Annotated in this window: 17 protein-coding genes and 1 pseudogene; 6 read left to right on the forward strand and 12 right to left on the reverse strand. The window is 72.1% G+C overall.

All coding sequences use genetic code 11. The annotated features are described in order from the left end of the window. Nucleotides 1-34: 34 nt before the first annotated feature. Complete coding sequence (locus tag MQP27_RS44235; protein ID WP_242776395.1) at nt 35-1474, reverse strand: S8/S53 family peptidase; 1440 nt, start codon at nt 1472-1474, stop codon at nt 35-37. A 148-nt stretch (nt 1475-1622) separates the two neighbouring features. Here MQP27_RS44235 and MQP27_RS44240 point away from each other — a divergent pair, with 148 nt between their 5' ends. The 3 genes and pseudogenes from MQP27_RS44240 to MQP27_RS44250 all read left to right on the forward strand — a co-directional run bounded on the left by MQP27_RS44240 (nt 1623) and on the right by MQP27_RS44250 (nt 6444). Then, nucleotides 1623-4196: a CHAT domain-containing protein gene (locus tag MQP27_RS44240; protein ID WP_242776502.1), complete on the forward strand. Its 2574-nt coding sequence runs from the start codon at nt 1623-1625 to the stop codon at nt 4194-4196. Nucleotides 4197-4215: 19 nt separating this feature from the next. Then, nucleotides 4216-5244 carry a hypothetical protein gene (locus MQP27_RS44245; RefSeq protein ID WP_242776397.1) on the forward strand — a complete coding sequence of 343 codons (1029 nt, stop codon included), beginning with the start codon at nt 4216-4218 and terminating at the stop codon, nt 5242-5244. 82 nt (nt 5245-5326) lie between these two features. Then, a pseudogene (locus MQP27_RS44250) lies at nt 5327-6444 on the forward strand (IS630 family transposase). Nucleotides 6445-6508: 64 nt separating this feature from the next. Here the strand turns inward: MQP27_RS44250 and MQP27_RS44255 are convergent. Then, a complete protein-coding gene (locus MQP27_RS44255; RefSeq protein ID WP_242776399.1) occupies nt 6509-7063 on the reverse strand; it encodes a histidine phosphatase family protein in 555 nt (184 codons plus the stop codon). A gap of 193 nt (nt 7064-7256) precedes the next feature. Next, entirely contained in the window at nt 7257-9380 is a 2124-nt protein-coding gene (locus MQP27_RS44260; RefSeq protein ID WP_242776401.1) for a helix-turn-helix transcriptional regulator, read from the reverse strand. A gap of 95 nt (nt 9381-9475) precedes the next feature. Between MQP27_RS44260 and absR1 the strand changes: the two genes are divergently transcribed. Next, nucleotides 9476-10561 carry a beta-glucuronidase AbsR1 gene (absR1, locus tag MQP27_RS44265; protein WP_242776403.1) on the forward strand — a complete coding sequence of 362 codons (1086 nt, stop codon included), beginning with the start codon at nt 9476-9478 and terminating at the stop codon, nt 10559-10561. 107 nt (nt 10562-10668) lie between these two features. Here the strand turns inward: absR1 and MQP27_RS44270 are convergent, their stop codons facing one another. Then, nucleotides 10669-11625: a helix-turn-helix transcriptional regulator gene (locus tag MQP27_RS44270; protein WP_242776405.1), complete on the reverse strand. Its 957-nt coding sequence runs from the start codon at nt 11623-11625 to the stop codon at nt 10669-10671. 66 nt (nt 11626-11691) lie between these two features. Here MQP27_RS44270 and MQP27_RS44275 point away from each other — a divergent pair, with 66 nt between their 5' ends. Further along, nucleotides 11692-12069, forward strand: a complete 378-nt coding sequence (locus MQP27_RS44275; protein WP_242776407.1) for a hypothetical protein — start codon at nt 11692-11694, stop codon at nt 12067-12069. Nucleotides 12070-12085: 16 nt separating this feature from the next. Here MQP27_RS44275 and MQP27_RS44280 read toward each other — a convergent pair whose 3' ends face one another. Further along, nucleotides 12086-13063, reverse strand: a complete 978-nt coding sequence (locus MQP27_RS44280) for a cytochrome c oxidase assembly protein (protein WP_242776410.1) — start codon at nt 13061-13063, stop codon at nt 12086-12088. Nucleotides 13064-13282: 219 nt separating this feature from the next. Between MQP27_RS44280 and MQP27_RS44285 the strand changes: the two genes are divergently transcribed. Continuing rightward, a complete protein-coding gene (locus tag MQP27_RS44285; RefSeq protein WP_242776412.1) occupies nt 13283-13804 on the forward strand; it encodes a hypothetical protein in 522 nt (173 codons plus the stop codon). Between the two features lie 3 nt (nt 13805-13807). On the opposite strand, the gene MQP27_RS44290 is transcribed toward MQP27_RS44285, so the two are convergent. The 7 genes from MQP27_RS44290 to MQP27_RS44315 all read right to left on the reverse strand — a co-directional run bounded on the left by MQP27_RS44290 (nt 13808) and on the right by MQP27_RS44315 (nt 20633). After that, nucleotides 13808-14932: an LLM class flavin-dependent oxidoreductase gene (locus MQP27_RS44290; protein ID WP_242776414.1), complete on the reverse strand. Its 1125-nt coding sequence runs from the start codon at nt 14930-14932 to the stop codon at nt 13808-13810. Then, nucleotides 14925-16007, reverse strand: coding sequence for an LLM class flavin-dependent oxidoreductase (locus MQP27_RS44295; protein ID WP_242776415.1), 1083 nt, complete (start codon nt 16005-16007; stop codon nt 14925-14927). Before MQP27_RS44295 ends, MQP27_RS44290 begins: the two co-directional genes overlap by 8 nt. Further along, complete coding sequence (locus tag MQP27_RS44300; protein WP_242776417.1) at nt 16004-17377, reverse strand: NtaA/DmoA family FMN-dependent monooxygenase; 1374 nt, start codon at nt 17375-17377, stop codon at nt 16004-16006. Before MQP27_RS44300 ends, MQP27_RS44295 begins: the two co-directional genes overlap by 4 nt. 20 nt (nt 17378-17397) lie before the next feature. After that, nucleotides 17398-18594, reverse strand: a complete 1197-nt coding sequence (locus MQP27_RS44305) for an LLM class flavin-dependent oxidoreductase (protein WP_242776418.1) — start codon at nt 18592-18594, stop codon at nt 17398-17400. A gap of 76 nt (nt 18595-18670) precedes the next feature. Further along, complete coding sequence (locus tag MQP27_RS51825) at nt 18671-18760, reverse strand: putative leader peptide (RefSeq protein ID WP_360831901.1); 90 nt, start codon at nt 18758-18760, stop codon at nt 18671-18673. A 58-nt stretch (nt 18761-18818) separates the two neighbouring features. Further along, nucleotides 18819-19544 (reverse strand): GNAT family N-acetyltransferase, encoded by a 726-nt coding sequence (locus tag MQP27_RS44310; protein WP_242776420.1) that lies wholly within the window; start codon nt 19542-19544, stop codon nt 18819-18821. Nucleotides 19545-19610: 66 nt separating this feature from the next. Then, nucleotides 19611-20633, reverse strand: a complete 1023-nt coding sequence (locus MQP27_RS44315; RefSeq protein ID WP_242776422.1) for a transporter substrate-binding domain-containing protein — start codon at nt 20631-20633, stop codon at nt 19611-19613. Between the last annotated feature and the right edge of the window lie 55 nt (nt 20634-20688).

Here is a 20688-nt window from a genome sequence, read left to right on the forward strand (position 1 = left end):
ACATCGTACGCCGTGGAAGGGGCCGTTCCGCACCTCATGCCGGAGGAGCCAGCTGCGTGACCGGCGCCGGGCGCCAAGTCGGCGGGCGCAGCGCCGGTACGTGCGCCCCGCGCACCTCCGCGTACGCGCCGTTGGCGGCCAGGAGCTGGGTACGGGCGGCGCGCGCGTCGCCCATCTTGTTGGCGGTCATGTAGGCGGCGACCATGCCGGCGGCCACCGGGGTGGCGAACGAGGTGCCGCTCCAGTGCGCGTACCCCTCGAACATCACCTGGTCCGCCTTGACGGCGCTGGGCGTGCCGGCCGCGCTGAGCACGCCGGTGTGGCGCGGGTACTGGCAGGTGCAGGCGTAGGTGAAGCCGAAGCGGCACTCGTCGTAGGTGGTGTGCTGGTAGACGTACGGCACGGGCGCGTCGAAGCCGGTGAGGGCGCTGGTGAGGCGCTCGCCGGGGGCGTACACGTTGACCCATGCGCCGTGGTTGCTGAAGCAGGCGCCGTACTCGCCGTCGCCGCGCAGGGCGCCGACCGACAGCACGACGTCGGCGTAGTCGGGCAGGCTCGCGTAGGCGGCGGGCCAGAACGGGGTGGCGCTGGAGTTGTTGCCGGCGGCGGCGACCAGGAGGGTGCCCTGGGCGCGGAGTTCCTCCATGAAGGCGTCGAGGCCGATGAGGCCTTCGGTGCTGCCGTTGGCGGTTCCGGCGGACAGGCTGATGACGTCCGGCCAGCCGTGCTCGTCCACGGCGTCGAACAGGCGCTGTCCGAGCTCGGACTCCAGGATGGCGCCCGCGTCGTTCAGGGTGTTGCGGACGGTGACGTTCGTGTTGGGGGCGACGGCGGCCAGGAGGCCGGCGATGAACGTGCCGTGGCCGACGTACTGGAGCAGGTTGCCGTTCGCGTCGGTCTCGGTGCCGTGCAGGTCGCCCTGGACGTGGGCGAGGAGCGGGACGGCGGAGTAGTCGTGGGTGAGGCCGTTGTCGATGACCAGCACGCTCACCGCGGTGTCCGCGTCGTGACCGGCCGAGGCGGCGGCCGGGTTGGTGCCCCCGGTGAGCGGGGCGGGCACGGGCTCGTCCCCGGGACAGGAGTTGACCGGCGCGATCGAGACGACGTGGTTGCGGCTGATCAGCCGGCGCTGCTGACGTCCCTCATGCTCGCGCATGGCGCGCAGGGCGTGGGCGACGGCGCGGTCGGAGTGCCGGTCGCCGTGGCCGGGGTCGCCGACCTGGATGCGGGTGATGCCCGAGCGGTTGGTCTCCGGGCTCGCCCGGCGCACATGGTCGGCGGTCAGCCCGGTCGCCTCGGTGAAGTGGGTGCGCACGCTGTCCTCGACGAGCCGCGCCTCCTCACCGTCCCGGGCCAGGACCACGCCCTTCTCATAGATGAACTCCGCCGCGTCGTCGGGCCCCATCGCCAGGGGGACGTCGGGCATGGAGCGCTGGATCTGTTCGAACTGCTCGTGGAATCGCTGTGGTGCCATGGCGTGTCCTCCCACTGAGGCGACAGTCGTCAATCAGAGTCGCGGGCCCGTTGATTGATACAGCGACAAACCGGTGTGGGTCGTGACCAGGGCCACTACCATCCTTTGGGTGACAGCGGGAAGCGACTCGGTTCTCGAACTGCTGCCGATGGTGTTCGCCGCCCCGAACGAGGCTCTGGCGCGGGCCCAGGGCGTGCTTGCGTCCGATCCGTCGCCCTGGCATGCCTCCGTGGCGCACCAGGTGATCGGGATCTGGCAGCGGGACTGGGGCGACATCAAACTGGCGCTGCACCATCTGCGCCGGGCCCGGGACCTGGCGGCGCGCGCCCAGGACGCCGACCGCGAGGGGGACGTCCTGGCCACGCTCGGTGTGGCCCTCGTCCACTCCGGCCGCACCCGGCAGGGCTTGGAGGCGCTGGAGCGGGGTGTCGTCGTCAGCAGCGGGCACACACGCGCGCGTGTGCTGTACCGGCGGGCGTACGCCTCCTGGGTGCTGGGCCGGCACCGGGAGTCGCTGGAGGACGTACGGCGGGCGATTCCCGTGCTGCGGCAGGCCGAGGACGTCATCTGGACGGCGCGGGCGCTGACCCTGCGGGCCACCGTGCATCTCGCGCTCGGCGCGGTGGACCGGGCGGACGCCGACTTCGCGGCCGCCGAGGCGATGTGGGACACCACCGGTCAGGAGCACGAGAAGGCGGACATCGTGGAGAGCCGGGGCCTGGCCGCCTTCCAGCAGGGGGACGTTCCCGTCGCGTTGCGGCTCCTCGACGAGGCCGAGGAGCAGTACGCCAAGCTGGGCACGCCGTCCTTCATGCTCTACATCCGGCGCTGCGAGGTCCTGATGGCGGCCGGCCTCGCCGCGGAGGCGCTCGCCGAGGCGGACTCGGCCATCGGTGTGCTGGACGGGATCGGCGGGCAGTCCACGCGCAAGGCGGAGCTGCTGCTGGTCGCGGCCCGGGCGGCCCGGCTCGCGAACGACCCGCACACCGCGATCGCGCGGGCGGCACTGGCGGTGCGGCTGTTCGCGGGGCAGCGGCGGCCCTGGTGGGAGACGCACGCCCGGCTGGTGCTGATCGAGGCGCGGCTCGCCGCGGGGCGAGGTTCCGGGCGGTTGGTCGCGGACGCCGCCGCGGTCGCCGAGCGGCTCGCCTCCTTCGGCGCGCCGGCCGCACCGGAGGCCTCGCTGCTGGCGGGCCGGATCGCGCTGGGCCTGGGCTGGACGGCGGACGCCGAGCGGCATCTGGCGGTGGCCGCGCGCAGCCGGCGCAGCGGACCGCCGCTGGCGCGGATGACGGGCTGGGCCGCGCAGGCGCTGCGGGCCCGCGCCGCCGGTTCCGGGCGGGGGGTGCTGGAGGCGTGCCGGCGCGGGCTCGACGTGCTCGACGACCATCGGATGACGCTGGGCGCCTCGGAGTTGCGTGCCCGTGCGACCGCGCGGGGCGCGGAGCTCGCGGCGTTGGCCCAGCAGGCCAGTCTGGACTCCGGTGGGCCGCGGCGGCTGCTGGTGTGGAGCGAGCGCTGGCGGGCCACGGTGCTGTCCGCACCGCCGACCCGGCCGCCCGCCGACGCGGCGTTGCTCGGCACTCTGACCGCGTTCCGGGAGATCGCGGCCCGTGCGGCCGAGGCGCGCAGCGACGGCCGGCCGATCCCCGCCCTGGAGCGTGAACAGCGGCGCCTGGAGCGGGAGATCCGTTCCCGTACCCTGCACATCCGCGGCGGCGCGTCCGGCGCCGAGGACCGTTTCGACGTGGGCCGGCTGCTGGCGAGTCTCGGCGAGGTCCGGCTGGTGGAGCTCGCGGTGCTGGACGGGCGGGTGCAGGTGCTGCTGTGCGGGGGCGGACGGGTGCGGCGGTTCGAGGCGGGGCTGCTCGCGGACGCCGAGATCGAGGCGGATCACGTGCAGGCCGGGCTGCGGCGGCTGGCCCACCCCGGGGCGGAGGCGCGGCTGCCGCTGGTGGAGGCGATGGGGCGCCGGCTGGAGGAGCTGCTGCTCGGACCGGCCGCCGCGCATCTGGGCTCGGGGCCCGTGGTCGTCGTACCGCCGGGTCGGCTGCACCGCGTGCCGTGGGCGCTGCTGCCGTCGCTGCGGGACCGGGTGCTCAGCGTGTCGCCGTCGGCGAGCAGCTGGCTGCGGGCGCGGGAGACCGAGCCGCCGCCCGGCAACCGGCATGTGCTGGTGCGCGGTCCGGGACTGGCCACCGGGGGTGCGGAGGTGCCCGAGCTGGCCGGGCTGTACGGCGGGCCGGCCGTGCCGACGCTGCTGGAGCACGAGGACGCGCGCGTGCCGCGGGTGCTGGAGGAGATCGACGGGGCCACGCTGGCGCACATCGCCGCGCACGGCACGTTCCGGGCCGACAGCCCGTTGTTCTCCTCGCTCCGCATGGCCGACGGGCCGCTGATCGTGCACGACTTCGAGCGGCTGGACCGCAGCCCGTACCGGATCATCCTGTCCAGCTGCGACACTGCCCGGCTCGCCTCGGTCGGTGCGGACGAGCTGCTCGGGCTGGTCACCGCGCTGCTGCCGCTGGGTACGGCGGGGGTGGTGGCGAGCAGCGCGCCGGTCAACGACCACGCGGTGGTCCCGCTGATGCTGGCGCTGCACAAGGGGCTGAGCGCGGGTCTCTCGCTGGCCGAGGCGCTGCGCGACGCGCGGACGGCGCTGCCGGGCGACGCGCTGCACCAGGCGACGGGGTGGGCGTTCACGGCGTTCGGGGCGGCCTGAGCCGGGGCACCATGATCGTGTGACATACGCGGTGACTGTGGACGTGCAACTCCCGGCGGGCTCCCCGGAGCTCGACGCGCTGCAGCGGGAGGGCGTCGCCTTCCTGCTGCGCAAGGGCCTCGACTCGGTCGAGGCGATCGAGGGGCCCGACGGGATGGAGGTCGGCCTCACGGACGACCTCATCGCCGTCCATCCCGGCGGAGCGATCCTGAAGCTCTTCGTCGACGCGCCCGCGCTGGAGTTCGCCGAGGAGGCGGCCGGTGAGGTGGTGGCGGAGCTGCTGGAGCGCAGCGAGTTGCTGGGCGAGTGGGACATCACCCGGTGCGAGGTGGATCTCCACCCCGACCTGCTGCAGGAGAGCCTGGACGCGGCGGACGGTCCGGACGCGCCGCCGGCCGACCCGGCGGAGCGGGCGCGGCGCCATCGGGCAGGGGCGCCGCCGGTCGCGCCGCACCGTCTGGACCACTCCGAGGTCGAGGCGATGCGCGACCGGCTGCGCTCGCTGGCGCCGGCGTTGAAGGCGTTCCCGCTGGAGGCGTTCGGTCACTCGGCGACTGACGGGACCGTCGGCCGGGAGGCGGCCGAGGTGGCGGCCGGGGCGGTCGTCCACTCCATCGACCTCTTGGTCGACGGGCTCTTCACGGATCTGGCCGGGCTGGAGGAGGACGGGCCCACGGTCGCCGACAGCGACGCGGCGTTCATGATCCTCGACGACCTGCCGCCGCAGTTCGCGGTGCACTACACGGCCCTGTTCGCGCGGCGCCTCACGGCCACGGCGGTGACGATGACGGGCCGCCTCACCCAGCCGCACTTCGGCGGCCTGAGCTGCGTCGCGGAGGAACTCCTCATGCGCTTCCTCCTGGCCCAGGCCGAGGTCACCACGGACCTGTACGGCCTCCTGACGGAGGAGGTCGGCACGGCCCTGGAGACCTTCGCGAACGGCCTGTACTCGTACGAGGACACGGACCCCGAGTCGAAGACAGAGGACTGGTTCACGCCCTTCGACGCGGGGCGGTATGTGCATCCCTATGCGGCGAACGACGACTAGTGCCGTGATCGCGAAGGTTCACCGGGTTGGCGGCGGAAGCGGTTGGATGGGCGTGACGTCCGATCCGACCGCTGGAGGTGCGGTGGCGGAGCCGGTCCGTGTACGCCGATTGACAGACCAGGAGGGGCAACGGCTGCAGCAGATCGAGCGTCGCGGCAGTACGAGTTCCGTGCGCTACCGGCGTGCGATGATGCTGCTGGCCTCGGCCTGCGGGAATCGGGTGCCGGTAATCGCGCAGCTGGTCCAGGCCGACGAGGACAACGTCCGGGACGCCATCCACCGGTTCAACGAGATCGGCCTGGCCTGTCTGGACCCTCGATGGGCGGCAGGCCGTCCCCGCCGACTCAGCTCTGACGACGAGGACTTCGTCGTGGCGACGGCCACCACCCGCCCGACCAAGCTCGGCCAGCCATTCACCCGCTGGTCGCTGCGCAAACTCGTCGCCTACCTGCGGAAAGTCCACGTCCGGATGATCCGCATCAGCCGTGAAGCGTTACGCGGTCTGCTCGCCCGCCGCGGCGTGACCTTCCAGCGCACCAAGACCTGGAAGGGATCCCCCGACCCGGACCGTGAGGCGAAGCTGGACCGGATCGAGGAGGTCGTGGACCGCTTGACCGGGTGTTCGCCTTCGATGAGTTCGGTCCGCTCGGCATCCGGCCCACCCATGGCTCGGGCTGGGCCGAACGCAATCATCCCGACCGGGTGCCCGCTACCTATCACCGCACTCACGGGGTCCGGTACTTCCACGGCTGCTACTCGGTCGGCGATGACCGCCTGTGGGGCGTCAACCACCGTAAGAAAGGTGCCGCGAATACGCTGGCCGCGCTGAAGTCGATCCGCGCTGCCCGGCCTGATGGCGCACCGATATACGTGATCCTGGACAACTTGTCCGCCCACAAAGGCGCCGACATCCGCCGCTGGGCGAAGAAGAACAAGGTCGAGTTGTGCTTCACCCCGACCTACGCCTCGTGGGCGAACCCGATCGAGGCGCACTTCGGACCGCTGAGGCAGTTCACCATCGCCAACTCCAACCACCCCAACCACACCGTGCAGACCCGGGCCCTGCACGCCTACCTGCGCTGGCGCAACGCCAACGCTCGCCATCCCGACGTGCTGGCCGCTCAGCGCCGCGAGCGAGCCCGTGTCCGCAGCGAGAAGGGCATCCGCTGGGGAGTGCGGCCACTCGTCCGGGCGGTCTGATCCGTGCCGCAGCAGACCGTGCATCATTCGGTCGGCGAATCGCCAGACGGAATGGGCAACGTGGTCACTCCAGGTGCTCAACCGAAGCGATGTCCACGACGGACAGGTCATCCAGCGTGGTGATCGCACAGGAGGGGACACCGTGCTGCATCAATGTGACCGGCACCGCATCGTCACCGATCAAGGTACGCAGCAGGTCCACGGTGACCCCGCCATGCGTCACCAGGACGACGGGGCCCGGCTCTTTGGCCAAGTCGACCAGGCAGGACCGAAATCGCTCTGCGGCGTCGCAGGAGGAGTCACCGGAGGCAGGAACGAAGTCCCGGTCCTTCACCGATGCGGCCCAATCCGCCAGAAAGTCTTCCATGGGCTGGGATCCGTCCCAGTTCATCCTCTCGCGCAGGCGGGAGTCCTCTCGAACATGCAGGCCGGTCCTGGAAGCTATAGACCACGCGGTCTCGCGAGCGCGCCGCAGGGGACTGCTGAACACCGCGTGCACGCCGGCGTGCTCCACCCAGTCGGCAGTCCTGTCTGCCTGTCGTCGTCCCAGTTCGGTCAACCCCGGGTCACCGAGCTGACGTTCCTTCTCAGCGTGCTGCACCAGATAGAAGACGGTCATGCGCGCAGGGTGCCGGTTCGGCACGACAACAGGCCACTGAAATACCCGCGACCGAGCCCACACCGTCGCGGCCACAACCCCAGGAGCGAACAATCAGCAACCGGCGAACCTTCACGGTCAGAGCACTAGGGGGTGCGGGCGGCCTGACCCCTCCCCCGAATACTGGGGGTCAGACCGCCGGTTCTTGGGTGGCTCAGGCCGGTTGGGCCGTCGGGGGTTCCATGAGCCACGGGAGGGCCGCGCGGTCGCTTGCGCCGAGGCGGGCGTACGCGCTGTACAGGTGGTTGCCGACCGTGCGGATGGAGAGCGTCAGCCGCTCGGCGATCTGCCGGTTGCTCAGGCCCGCGGCGGCCAGCGTGACGATCTGGCGCTGGCGGGCGGTGAGTTCGCCCAGGACCAGGCCGGCGAGGGCCGGGGTGCGGGCGCCCTGGCAGCGGCGGGCGAGGGCCACGGCACGCGTGCGTGACGTGCGGGCGGCGTGCGGGTCGCGGTGCGCCCGTACCGCCTGCGCGTGCGCCTCCGCGGCGAAGAGCAGGAACCCCTGCTCCTCCAGCGCCTCGGCCGCCCGGTCCAGCCCCGGACCGTCCGACCGGGCGAGCGCGTCGGCGTGGCGGGCGAAGACGCCCCCGGCGGGCAGCAGCCCGGCGACCTTCTCGGGCGCCCCGAGGCGTACGGCGTCGTAGAGCGCGTACGTCCCCGCCCCCTCGAACGCCTCCAGGATCGCCCCCTCCACGTCCCCACGCACGACCGCCAGCCAGACGGCGACTTCACCGGAAAGCGCCGCCCTCGCGTCGACCGCTCCCGCATCACCCGCACGCACATCGGCGAGCGCCTCCCCCGCCACAGCGGCTCCACCGGCACCTTCGCCCGAGGGCATCTCGCCGGCCACCGACGCTCCCGCAGCACCGGCGGCCACACCGGACGGCGCACCGCGGCGCATCCCACCCGCGCCGTCGCCGGAGCGCCCCTCCCCCGCCAGGGTCGCTCCTCCCGCACCGGCGCCCTCGGCGGAAGGCGTCCTGCGCACCCCAGCCGCTCCCCCGACAGCGGTGCCCCCATCGGCGAGCACCGCCCCCGCCACAATCCCCTCCACAGTGGCCGTGTCCCCCGACTGTGCGGCGGCCAGGGCGAGTTCGGTGCGGCAGGTCGCGTCCCCCGGCGCGTGCCGCAAGCCCTCCCTCGCCCAGGCCGCCGCCTCCCGCAGCTCCCCCCGAAGCCGCGAGTAGCGGGCCCGCGCTGCCGCGTATCCGGCCGGCAGCGGAGCCCCTTCGCGTACCGGCCACTCCCCCGCGGGAGCCGGCAGCGCACGTACGTCGGTGTGTTCGATCCGCGCGGTCAGTTCGGCCGCCTCCGCCGCGAGCGCCGCCTCCTGCTGGTCCGGCGTGCGCGCCAGCCGCCGCGCCCTGAGCCGGCCGGCCGCGGCCCGCAGCACCGGGCCGTGCAGGGGGTGGGAGAGGCGGACGGCGCCGTCGTCGTCGATGCGGATCAGGTCGTCGGTCTCCAGGCCTTCGAGGACATGCAGGTCCAGGCCGTCCATGTGCAGCGGCAGGGGTTCGGAGAAGGCGAGGCGTTCCAAGGTCGTCCGCTCCTCTCGGTGGGGGCGGTCGAGGGCCTCGGCGGCACGGTCGCGGATCGCCGGGGCCATCGGGACCGGGCCGCGCCAGGCCCACGCGTCCGTGTCCCGGTCCCGCGTCAGCAGCCCGCGCTCGCGCACCGCGTCCACCAGGTCGCGCAGCAGGCGCAGATCGCCGCGCGAGAGGTGCAGCAGGCGGTTCAGGGTGAGGGGCTCGACAGGGCCGCCGACCGCGGTGGCGAGCAGTTGTTCGGTGTCCTCGCGCGGCAGCGGCTCCAGGGCCAGGCGCGGGAGGAGTTCCCCGGTCCAGAGGCGGGAGACCGCGCCGGGGACGGCGGCGCCGTCGGCCGCGACGACGATCAGGCGGGTACGGCCGTGCACCGCGAGCTGGTGGACGAGGGCGGCCGAGGCGTCGTCGAGCAGCTGGGCGTCGTCGATCAGCAGCAGCCGTACGCCCGAGAGGAGTTGGACCGCCCGGTGCAGGGAGACCGTCTCGGGCAGCAGGTGGGTGAACGCGGCGAAGGGGATGTGACGGGTCTCCGGCGTGCCGGCCGCGCGGGCGCGGTCGCCGCCGCGGACCGCTTCCGTGGCGAGCCGGGTCTTGCCGCAGCCCTCCGGGCCGGTGACCACGATGCCGTGGTGGCCGGCGGTGAGGGACCGGCGGATCAGTTCGAGCTCGTCCTCACGTCCGGTGAACGGCCAGGGCAGTTCAAGGGTCTTCGCGTCGCGTTCGAAGGTCGTCACGGGAGTATGAGTGCGAGTACTCACTCCTGATACAGGGTGACTTGAGTAGACCCCGACTCAGGCGCCTGTGACCCTGCTCACGGCAGTCTGTTCGCATGACCGGACGCTACTGCAGCCTCGCGCAGCAGTCGGCCCCCGCATTCGCACCGGGGCTGACCGCCGAACGGCTCAGTGCGCTCGTCTCGGGAAACCGGATGTGGGTCAACGGCACGGTCCTGCACTACCACTTCCTCGACCGCGACACCGACGCGTCGGTCATCCCCGTACCGGGGACCGGCTCGTTGCGCAGGGTGTCGTGGGTCGGTGCAAAGGAGCAGCGCGACGTGGTGCGCGAGTGCTTCCAGGAGTGGCAAGACCTCGGGATCGGAGTCAGGTTCGTCGAGGTCGGCGACCGTTCGGAGGCCGAACTGCGGATCGGCTTCCAGCTCGGCGGCGGCTCCTGGTCGGCGGTGGGCCGGGACGCGCTGCGGTCCGGGCAGCACGAACGCACCATGAACTTCGGCTGGGACCTGACCGCGCCGGGGGAACGCGGGACGGCCCTGCACGAGATCGGGCACGCGCTCGGCATGCTGCACGAGCACCAGAACCCGTTCGCCGGCATCCACTGGGACGACGAGGCCGTGTACGCCGACCTGGCGGGCCCGCCGAACTTCTGGAGCAGGGACACGACCTTCTACAACATCCTGCGCAAGCTGGACGAGGACGAGGTCAACGGCTCGGTCTGGGACCCGCAGTCGATCATGGAGTACGCCTTCCCGGGCGGGCTCGTCCTGGAGCCGGAGCAGTTCCGCGGCGGTCTCAACCCGCCGGGCACGCTGTCGCCGGCCGACAAGGAGTTCGTGCTGCGCTGGTACCCGCCGGTCGAGCTACCGCGACCACCGGGGCTCGTCCCCTTCCGGTCCGTGCCGCTGGGTCTCGGCCCGGGCGAGCAGGCCGACTTCGTCGTCGACCCGCCGGAGACCCGTGAGTACACCATCGGGACCTTCGGCGCGAGCGACACCGTCCTGGTGGTCTTCGAGGAGCGGGACGGGGAGCCGCGCTACCTCGCCGGCCGGGACGACGGGGGACAACCGCACAACGCCACCATGAGAGCCAGGCTCGTCAAGGGCCGCCGCTACTACGTCCGCGTACGTCTGTACTCCGCGTGGGGTCCGGGGGAAACAGCGGTCATGTGCTGGTGACGGCACACGACCGCCCCACGCGGTCGGCTGGACCACAGTCCGGCGCCGGGGGAAGGGCGAGGACGGTCACCTTCGGGGGAGGGAGACCGTCCTCGCCCCATGCCACGTCAACCGTAGAGCGCTGCCGTGCGCCGGGCCGTCTCCGCCAACTCCGCTCGTACGTCCGCCGGTTCGAGGACCTCGACGTCCGGGCCGAAGGCCAGCAGGCGGCGGCAGGCGGCGGTCGGTGAGTCGAAGTGGAGGGTCAGGCGGTGCCGGCCGTCGGGGTCCGGGGTTGCTCTGGCGGACGCCGTCGGGTCGCCCAGGACCGCGGGGAGGGCGGCCAGGCCTGCCGGTGACAGGCTTACCGTCACCGGGAGTTGGTCCAGGCTCGCCTCGAACTCCGTTGTCCAGGTGGTCCAGAACGCCGTCAGGTCGAAGTCTGGTGGGCGGGTGAAGGCGGTGGGGAGCGATTCGGCCTGGGTGATGCGGGACGCGCGGTGGGCGCGGGTGTCGGGGCCGCTTCGGGCCACCAGGTACCAGACGCCCGCCTTCGCGACCAGGCCGAGCGGGTCGACGGTCCTGGTGGTGGTACGGCCGTCCCGGCGGCGGTGTGTGACGCGCAGGCGTCTGTCCCGCCGTACCGCGTCCACCAACTCCGCGAGGCACGGCACCGGTTCGGGCGGCTTGAACCAGGCCTCCGTGTCGATGTGGAAGCGGGCGGCCGCCGCGCGCGTACGGTCGCGGCCGGCCGGTGGGAGGGCCGCCAGGAGTTTCAGACGGGCCTGCGACAGGGCGTCTCCCAGCGCGATCCGCTCCAGCGGGCCGCCCGCCGACACCGCCAGCAGTGCCGTCGCCTCCTCCGCGCTGATCCCGAGCAGCGGGCTGCGCCAGCCCTCCAGCAGCCGGCAGCCCCCGCCGGGGCCGCCGCTCGCCACGACCGGCACCCCGGCCGCGCCCAGCGCCTCCAGGTCCCGGTAGACGGTACGGACCGACACCTCCAGCTCGTCAGCTAGTTGACGGGCCGTCAGCTGCCCACGGGACTGAAGGCACAGCAGCAACGACAGCAACCGGTCCGCTCGCATCGGGCGGTCACCTCCTCACCGTATGACTGACACAGGATGTCAGCCATGCGCTCGTAGTGTCGGCGCATGATCAGTGGATACGTCATCGGTGAAAGCCTGCGCCCCGGCGCCGAGTTCGGGCCCGGAGGGCTGCGGCTGCGGCTTCGCAAGGTCGGGCGGGTCGACGTCTCGGGCAGTGCCACCGCCGAGCAGCCGTCGTACTGGACGCTCGTGGAGTGGGAGGCCGACGGGGACGATGTCGACGGGCTCGCGCGGGCGTTGGCCGAGGTGCTCGAGCCGGCGAACGGCTGGTACGCCGACTTCGTCGCCGGGGAGGAACGTGTCGTGGTGTTCGCCGGGAAGGTGTTCCGGTATCGGCGGGGGGACGCTGCGGGGCGGGCCGAGGCGCAGGCGTACGGGCGGGCCGTGGGTACGCCCGAGCATCAGTTGGACTGGGCGGAGTGAGGGGCCCTGCCGGGCTTCAGCCGGTCGGGCGTTGTTGTCGGATGCGCTGGGCGACCTCGCTGTTCTCGGTCTCCCACCACGGCCGTACGAGATCCGGCGACTCGGCGGCGCCTTCCGCGGGCGGCGCCGGGACCAGTTCCGTGGCCAGGCGGCGGTCCAGTACGACCGTCTCCGCGCGCTCCGTGCGGGCCCACTGGACCAGGATCGCGAGGAGGAAGGGCAGCGCCACCAGCTCCGCGATCCCGATCATCGCGCCGCCACCGAGCTGCTGGTCGTGCCGGACGTCGTTCGACCAGGTGGGGTGGTGGTGCAGGTACCAGGCACTGGCGATGAGAGTGCCGTGGGTCATGACGACGATGCCGGGTACGGCGTCGATGATGCCGTCGAGGAACACCAGCGCGGCCCGGACCGGGTGGGTGCACCAGCGCGGGAGCGTCTCCTCGCGGGTGAGTACCGGCACCACGAACAGGCTTCCGGCCAGCAGCAGATGGAGATACATCAGCTCGTGCAGCCAGCCCACGCGCAGGGCGGTCCCGAAGTACGGCGTGAAGTAGATCGTCAGTTCGGTTGCGAGGACCAGGGCCGTGCTGACCAGGGGAAAGGTGAGCAGGCGTACGACGCGGCCGGTCATCGCCCGCTGCACGCGCCCGGCTGACCGCTCCGGCAGGGCGCGGGCGGCCAGGCGCAGTGGGTCGCCCAGGGCCAGGCCGAGCGGTGCGATCAGGTCGAGCAGGATGTTCTGCACCGCGGCCGGCCAGAACAGGACGTGGTCGTAGACGGCGAGGGCGGACATGGTCGCCACGACGATCGAACCGAGGCCGAGCAGGGCGAAGGCCGCGGTGCGAGGCACGGGCCAGTGCTCGCCCCGGCGCCTCAGCCGTCGCACGCCACAGCCGTACAGGGCACCGAGCAGGGCGACCAGGAGCAGCGCCGGTACGTCCGGCTGCCAGGAGGAGAACAGTCGCTCCACCGTGAACTCCGGCGGACCCGACATCACGCACTCCCTCCACCACACCTGACCGGACGTGCGGCCACCGCCGACCGGGCCGGCCACGGCCAGGCACTCTACGCCGCGGGCAACCGTCCGGACGCCGCTCCACCCGGCGATCGCGCCCGGTCACACCGATCTCATGCCGAACCCTTACCGTGACCGACGGACTGATCGTTTCCGACCGGTGATCGGCTACGCTGACGGCCGATCTCAGGGGGAAGCATGTCCATGGCACGTCAGCTGCTCGTCGCCGGTCTGGTGGCCGTCCTCGTGGCGGGACTGGGCGCGTGCGGCGGGGGCGGGGACGACAGCTCGGGACACGACACCACCGCCGCCGCCGGAGAGACCCGGCCCGGTCCGGAGACCGTCTCCGGGCTACGGGACACCGTCCGCCACGTCTCCCGGAAGACCGTCTCCGACACCCGAGCCCACCTGGTGCGCAAGTGCGCCCCCGCCACCAGGCGGGTCAGGCACACGAGCCGTTCGGGCACCGGCAGCCACCGGACGACCCGCGTCTGGTACTCCACCGAGCACTACCGGAGCTGCAAGAAGGTCCGGCAGGGCACGGAGAGGTACCAGCGGGTCGTCCGCCCCGAGCGGTGGTGCGTGAGCCTCGACGACGTGAACGGCGTCGGGTCGCGGGACGACGTCTGGTACCGGGTCACGCGCGAGACGTACGGCGACGTCCTCCAGGCCGGCGAGCACGCGCGCGTGGAGTTCGTTCCGGCCGGCGCCGGCTGCTGAGCGTCAGCGTCGGCTCCATTCCTCCGCCAGGAGTTCGTACGAGCGCACCCGGTCCGCGTGGTCGTGGGTGATGGTCGTGATGAGGAGTTCGTCCGCGCCCGTCGCCTCCTGGAGCTGTGCCAGCCGGTCGGCGACCCGGGCCGGGGAACCGACGAACTGGGTGTCGAGGCGGTCCTGGACCAGTGCGCGGTCCTCCTCGGTCCAGGTGTGGGCGCGGGCCTCCTGCGGGGTCGGGAACTCGATCGCGCCCTCGGCGGTGCGGATGCTGCGCACCCACGGGCCGTAGCCGGTGGCGAGTTCCCGGGCCGTCTCGTCGTCCTCGGCGACCACGACGTCCGCCGAGACGCTGACGTACGGCTTGTCGAGGTCGTCGGAGGGCTCGAAGCGGGCGCGGTAGCCGTCCACCGCTTCGAGGACCGTGGCCGGGCTGACGTGGTAGTTCGCCGCGAACCGCAGGCCTCTGGCCCCCGCGGCCTCGGCGCTCTGGCCGCCGCTGCTGCCGAGGATCCACACCTGCAGATCCGCGCCCTCGCCCGGCACGACATGCGCCTCCACGCCCTCCGGGGAGCGGTAGGTGCCGGCCAGCAGGGCGAGGATGTCGTCGATCTGCTCGGCGTAGTCCTGGGACTCGGCGCCCGGGAGGAGTAGCAGTTTGCGTTGCAGGGCGATGCGCGGTGAGCCGAGGAGGTGTTCGAAGGAGAAGCGGGGCGGGATGAGCAGGCCGTTCGGGGCCCGGCCGTCGACGACCGGGGTCGCTGTCGGGCCGGGTGCCTTCTCGCCCGGGGGGCGGCCGCCGGAGCGGCCCAGGCCCAGGTCGAAGCGGCCGGGGTGCAGGGCGTCCAGCAGGCCGAACTCCTCCACCGTGGACAGCGCGGTGCGGTGGCCGAGCTGTACGGCACCCGAGCCGAGGCGGATGGTGGAGGTGGCCGAGGCCGTGAGGGCCAGGACGACCGCGGGGGACGTACCCGCGACGCCCGGGTTGAGGTGGTGCTCCGCGAACCAGTAACGGGCATAGCCGAAACGCTCCGTCTGCCGGGCCAGGTCGATGGAGTTGCGCAGGGCGTCGGCGGCCGTCGAGCCGGAGGAGATCGGGACCAGGTCCAGGACGCCGAGGGGGATGTCAGACATGGGCCGCCGCCTCCCCGGCCGGCCGCACCGGGCCCCAGTCGAAGGGCGGGTCCGGGATGTCCTTGCGCAGGACCGGGGCGACCGCCGACTGGAAGAGTTCCAGGGAGTCGCGGTGCTGGGCGTCGGTGAGGCCGCCCGCGTCCGCGTGCAGGTGGACCACCGTGTGGCCGAACCGCTCGTGGTAGCGGTGCACCTTGTCGACGACCTGCTGCGGGCTGCCGATCAGCGCCGAGCTGCGCTCGACGAAGTCCTCCAGCGTCTCGAAGACGACCGGAAGGTCCGCCTGTTTGAAGAAGGCCAGGTTCGAGTCGAAGATCGGGCGGTACGCGGCCAGCGCCTCCTGGGTGGTGGGGGCGACGCAGATGCCCGCCGTGCCCGCGCCGACGGCGATGTCGGCCGGGTCGTGGCCGTGGAATTCCCAGCGCTCTCGGTAGTACCGGATCAACTCGGCATACGGCTCGATGGGGTTGGTGACGTTCGCCGAGAAGAGCGGGTCGCCGTAGCGGGCGGCCAGGTCGACCGACTCCTTGCTGGTGGCGCTGCCGTGCCAGACCCGGACCGGCCGCTGGTACGGCCGCGGCCACACCTCCGCCTCCGTCAGCGGCGGCCGGAAGCGGGTGTCCGCGGTGACCTTCTCCTCGCGCCAGAGCTGCCGGAACACCTCGTAGCTCTCGGCGTTGCGGTCCCACTGGTCCTCGGGCGTGACATGGAACAAGTCGCGCTGGGCGGCGCCGTTGCCCTTGCCGATGATCAGGTCGAGGCGGCCGTTCGAGAGGTGGTCGAGGGTGGCGTAGTCCTCGTAGGCGCGGACCGGGTCCAGGAGGCTGAGGGTGGTGACGGCGGTGAAGAGCCGTATCCGCCTGGTCAGGGCGGCGACATGGCTGAGTACGACGGTGGGGGACGAGGAGATGAACGGGCGCTCGTGCCGCTCCCCCACGCCGAAGCCGTCGAAGCCCAACTCCTCGGCGAGCACGGCGTTTTCGAGGACCTCACGGAACCGCTCGTGGGTGGATTTCCGCACCCCCGTGACCGGGTCCGGCCGGTGCACGATCAGGGTGATCGCGAGGAACTTCACGACGCCACCCGCTGCTCGGGCGCCTCGTCCGGGTGGGCGAGGCCCAGGTGGTCGCGGAGGGTCGGGCCCTCGTAGTCGGTGCGGAAGACGCCCTGTTCCTGCAGGAGCGGGACGACCTTGTCGGCGAAGACGTCGAGGCCGCCGGGCGTGATGTGCGGGACGAGGATGAAGCCGTCGCTCGCGTCGGCCTGGACGTACTCGTTGATGGTCTTCGCGACGGTCTGCGGGGAGCCGACGAAGGTCTGGCGGTTGCCGGTGTTGATGACCAGGTCGCGGATGGACCAGTTGTTCGCGGCGGCCAGCTCGCGCCACTCGCGGGCGGTGGCCAACGGGTCACGGTACATGCGGACTTGGGCGCGGCCCTTGGAGATGTGGTTCTCACTGACGTCCGGGTCGATGTCGGGCAGCGGGCCCTCGGGGTCGTACGAGGACAGGTCGCGGTTCCAGACGAACTCCAGGTGCTTGATCGCGGTGGCGCCGCTGACCTGCTGTCGGCGTACCTCGCGGGCGAGTTCCTCGGCCTCGGCGTCGGTGTCGCCGAGGGCGAAGCTCGCGGCGGGGAGGATCAGCAACTGGTCGTGCCTGCGGCCGTACTTGGCGAGGCGGTTCTTGACGTCCGTGTAGAACGCCTGCCCCTCCTCCAGGGCGGCGTACCGGCTGAAGATGGCGTCGGCGGACGAGGCGGCGAACTCGCGGCCCTCGTCGGAGTCGCCGGCCTGGAAGATCACCGGGCGGCCCTGCGGGGAGCGCGGGACGTTGAACTGGCCCTGGATGTCGAAGTGTTGTCCCTGGTGGACGAAGGCGCCGGCTTTCGCGTCGCGCAGGAAGACGCCCGTGGCCTGGTCGGCCACGATCTCGTCGCCGCGCCAGGAGTCGAAGAGCTCCTGCGTGGTGGCGAGGAACTCCTTGGCGCGGGAGTAGCGCTCGTCCTGCGGGAGGAAGCCGCCGCGGCGGAAGTTCTCGCCGGTAAAGGCGTCCCAGGAGGTGACGACGTTCCAGGCGGAGCGGCCGCCGGAGAGGTGGTCGAGGCTGGCGAACTGGCGGGCCACCTCGTAGGGCTCGTTGAAGGTGGAGTTGATGGTGCCGGTCAGGCCGAGGTGGTCGGTGACGGCGGCGAGCGCGGCGAGGACCGTGAAGGTGTCGGGGCGGCCGACGACGTCCAAGTCGTATATCTTTCCGCCCTGTTCGCGCAGCCTGAGTCCCTCGGCGAGGAACAGGAAGTCGAACTTGGCGCGTTCGGCGGTCTGCGCGAAGTGCACGAAGGAGCTGAACTCGATGTGGCTGCCGGCCTGCGGGTCGCTCCACACGGTGGTGTTGTTGACGCCGGGGAAGTGCGCGGCCAGGTGGATCTGCTTCAGCGGCTTGCTCATGTCGGTGCGGTCCTTCCGGCTCAGGCGGCGGTGGCGGCGTAGCGGTTGGCGGGGCGGGGCAGGCCCAGCAGACCGCGCAGGGTGTCGGCTTCGTAGGCGGTGCGGAAGGCGCCCCGGCGCTGGAGTTCGGGGACCAGGCCGCGGGAGATCGCCGGGAGGTCGTGCCCGGTGACGGCGGGCCGCAGCCGGAAGCCGCTCAGGCCTTCGGCCGCCAACTCCTGGAGCAGGTCGGCCAGTTGGGCGGGCGTGCCGGCGAAGACGCGGGCGTCGCTGGTGTACGGCTCCCCCGCGAGGGCGTCGAGGCGTGCGCGTCGGTCCTCGGCCGCGGCTCGGTCGTCGTCGAGGAAGACCACCAAGTCGCCGAAGACGTGCAGGAGTTCACCCGCGCGTCCGGCCGCTTCCTGTTCGGCGCGGATCTCGGCGACGATCGCGCGGGCCTGGTCGGGGTCTTGCGGGGTGACGTACCCGACGTCGGTCTGGCGGGCGATCAGCCGGTACGGGACGGTCTGGTGTCCGAGGGAGGTGACGAGCGGCTGGCCCTGCGGCGGGCGCGGGGTGATGGAGGGGCCCTTGACGCTGAAGTGCCGGCCCTCGAAGTCGATGTAGTGCAGCTTGTCGCGGTCGATGAAGCGGCCGGTGGCGACGTCCCGGATCTCTGCGTCGTCCTCCCAGCTGTCCCACAGGCGGCGTACGACCTCCACGTAGTCGGCGGCCTCGTCGAAGAGGTCGCTCACCACCGGGCTGTCGTAGGTGTCGAGCGGTGGAAGGGTGCGGCGGCCGAAGTGGGCCGCCTCGTGCGGGCGGGCGCTGATCTGCACGCGCAGTCCCGCGCGGCCGGTGCTGACGTAGTCGAGGGTGGCGATCGCCTTGGAGATGTGGAACGGCTCGGTGTGGGTGGCGATCACGGTCGGGACCAGGCCGATATGGCGGGTGAGGGGTGCGATGCGGGCCGCGATCAGTACGGCGTCCAGGCGTCCGCGTACCTGGTCGGTGCGGCCGTCCAGCTCGCCGTAGTGCGAGGACTGGAGGCCGAGCCCGTCCTCGAAGGTGACGAAGTCGAGCAGTCCGCGCTCGGCCTCGGCGACCTGGTCGGCCCAGTATCCGGCGGTGAACAGGTCCCGGGGGCGGGCGACTTGCTCGCGCCAGGAGGCGGGGTGCCAGCCGGTGCCGTCCAGGGCGACGGCAAGGTGCAGAGGGGAAACGGGGGTTGAGGACACGAGGGTGCCTTTCCTGGAGGTCCGTACGAGATCACGCCGGCCCGTGGAAATGGGCGTACGGCGGCGGGGAAACCGGTCAGGAACAACAGAGGGCGCCGGCCACGCGCAGAAGGTCGATGTGGGGCCGGGAGTGCAGACGGACGCGGCGGCCGAGGACACGGGTCATCTACCGCACCTCCGCAGGCTCGCGCGAACAATCGCCTTCGACAGGGACAACGGCACGGCTATGCCGTTTCTTCCAGGACGGCGGCACCGATTCGCCGTACGAGCGCGAAGACGGTGCGACGGCGCAGGGTGAAGCCGATCGACTCGTACAGCCGGATCGCGTTCGTGTTGCCTGCCGCGGCGTGCAGGAAGGGGTGCTCGCCGCGTTCCCTGATGCCGGCCGCGACCGCGCGGACCAGGCGGGTGGCCAGGCCCCGGCCGCGGTACGCCGGGTCGGTGCACACGGCGCTGATCTCGGTCCAGCCGGGCGGGTGGAGGCGTTCCCCGGCCAGCGCGACGAGCCGGCCGTGGTGGCGGATGCCGAGGTAGGTGCCCATGTCGACGGTGCGGGGCAGGTAGGGGCCGGGCTCGGTGCGGGCGATCAGGTCGAGGATCTCCGGGACGTCGGCGGGGCCGAGGCGCACGGCCTCGGGGGCGGGTTCGGCGTGCAGGGCGGTGTCGACGAGCTGGACGCCGTGGCCGGTGCGCACGACCTCCCAGCCAGGCGGCGGCTCGGTGACGCCCCGGACGGAGGCGGTGCCGCCGGGGCCGACGAGGGTGGCCAGGTCGGCCCAGGCGCGCGGGTCGTCGAGGTCGGCGACGGCGTGGAAGGGGGCCACGTCGGCCGGGTAGCGGGCCGCGCGGCCCACGCGCTCGGCGAAGTGGGCGTGCGGGCCGGTGAGTGCGGCCCAGGCGGGGTTGTCGAGGATGTGGGCAGCGGTGGCTTCGATGCTGGCGGTGGACATCGTGACGGTCTCCAGGGTGGGGCCCCGCCGCGGGGAGGCGGCGGAGCCCCGGCACGTGACGGCGGGTCAGGAGTTGTCGAGCGGCAGGCCGGGTGGGTTGATCTCCGACTTGGCGACGGCGTCGTTGGAGAGGTTCCAGGCCTTGAGCCACTGGGCGTACTGGCCGTGCTCGATCAGGTAGTTGATCGCCTCGGAGAGGGGCTTGGCGAGGCCGCTGCCCTTCTTCGCGGTCGCGGCGATCAGGCCCTGAAGGTCGGCACCCGCGCCGGAGTACTGGCCCGCGATCTTCGTCGGGTTGGGTGTGCTCGCGGTCTGGGTGACGTGGTAGGAGAGGTTGGGGCTGGGGCCCAGGTAGGCGTCGATCTTGCCGCTGTTGAGGGCCAGGTAGATGCTCGGGCTGTCCTGGAAGTACTTGACGGTGAGCTTCTTGCCCTCCTTCGCCAGCTTGGACTTCCACTCCAGGAGGATGCGCTCCTGGTTGGTGCCGGCGCCGACCGAGACGGTCTTGCCGGCGAGGGCCTCGTAGTCCCCGTCGAAGCTGAACTTGGAGCTCTTGAGGGTCTCGAAGGCGAGGTCGTCCTTGCGGTAGGAGGCGAACTCGTACTTCTGCTTGCGCTCCTCGGTGTCGGTGATGTTCGAGAAGCCGACGTCCACCTTGCCGCTGTCGATGCCGACGAAGAGGTTCTCCCAGGTGAACCGCTTGACCTCGGGCTTCAGGCCGAACACGGCGGCGACCAGGCGGGCCAGGTCGGACTCGGAGCCGGTGAGCGTCTTCTGGTCGCTGCCGATGAAACCGAGCGGCGGGGAGCCGGAGGGCAGGGTGCCGGAGCCGATGACCAGCTTGCCGCTCCTTCTGATCGCGGCGGGCAGCTGGGCGCTGATGGACTTGACCTCGGAGACCTTGAGGGTGGTCTCCTTGGCGGCGCCGTTGGAGACGAGACCGACGGTGACCGTACCGGTGGCGTCGGACGTCTTGGTCGCGGCGTCGCTGTCCCCACCGCAGGCGGCGAGCCCGGTGGCGAGGGTGGCGACGGCGGTCGCCGCGGTGATGCCGCGTATCAGGCTGCGTCGGGAGATGTGGGTGGGCATGGCTGTCCTTAGAGATGAGAGAAACGGTTGTGCAGGGGAAGGAAGTTGACGGAGG

This window comes from Streptomyces cylindrosporus (assembly GCF_022698165.1).
Lineage (GTDB): Bacteria > Actinomycetota > Actinomycetes > Streptomycetales > Streptomycetaceae > Streptomyces > Streptomyces cylindrosporus.

What these genes read in the sequence shown, in the direction of transcription:
- MQP27_RS44300 (WP_242776417.1), bottom strand. Translation starts at nt 17,377, where the DNA reads ATGAGCAAGCCGCTGAAGCAGATCCACCTGGCCGCGCACTTCCCCGGC.
- MQP27_RS44280 (WP_242776410.1), bottom strand. Translation starts at nt 13,063, where the DNA reads ATGTCGGGTCCGCCGGAGTTCACGGTGGAGCGACTGTTCTCCTCCTGG.
- MQP27_RS44235 (WP_242776395.1), bottom strand. Translation starts at nt 1,474, where the DNA reads ATGGCACCACAGCGATTCCACGAGCAGTTCGAACAGATCCAGCGCTCC.
- MQP27_RS51825 (WP_360831901.1), bottom strand. Translation starts at nt 18,760, where the DNA reads ATGACCCGTGTCCTCGGCCGCCGCGTCCGTCTGCACTCCCGGCCCCAC.
- MQP27_RS44315 (WP_242776422.1), bottom strand. Translation starts at nt 20,633, where the DNA reads ATGCCCACCCACATCTCCCGACGCAGCCTGATACGCGGCATCACCGCG.
- MQP27_RS44285 (WP_242776412.1), top strand. Translation starts at nt 13,283, where the DNA reads ATGTCCATGGCACGTCAGCTGCTCGTCGCCGGTCTGGTGGCCGTCCTC.
- MQP27_RS44240 (WP_242776502.1), top strand. Translation starts at nt 1,623, where the DNA reads ATGGTGTTCGCCGCCCCGAACGAGGCTCTGGCGCGGGCCCAGGGCGTG.
- MQP27_RS44255 (WP_242776399.1), bottom strand. Translation starts at nt 7,063, where the DNA reads ATGACCGTCTTCTATCTGGTGCAGCACGCTGAGAAGGAACGTCAGCTC.
- MQP27_RS44270 (WP_242776405.1), bottom strand. Translation starts at nt 11,625, where the DNA reads ATGCGAGCGGACCGGTTGCTGTCGTTGCTGCTGTGCCTTCAGTCCCGT.
- MQP27_RS44310 (WP_242776420.1), bottom strand. Translation starts at nt 19,544, where the DNA reads ATGTCCACCGCCAGCATCGAAGCCACCGCTGCCCACATCCTCGACAAC.
- absR1 (WP_242776403.1), top strand. Translation starts at nt 9,476, where the DNA reads ATGACCGGACGCTACTGCAGCCTCGCGCAGCAGTCGGCCCCCGCATTC.
- MQP27_RS44275 (WP_242776407.1), top strand. Translation starts at nt 11,692, where the DNA reads ATGATCAGTGGATACGTCATCGGTGAAAGCCTGCGCCCCGGCGCCGAG.
- MQP27_RS44290 (WP_242776414.1), bottom strand. Translation starts at nt 14,932, where the DNA reads ATGTCTGACATCCCCCTCGGCGTCCTGGACCTGGTCCCGATCTCCTCC.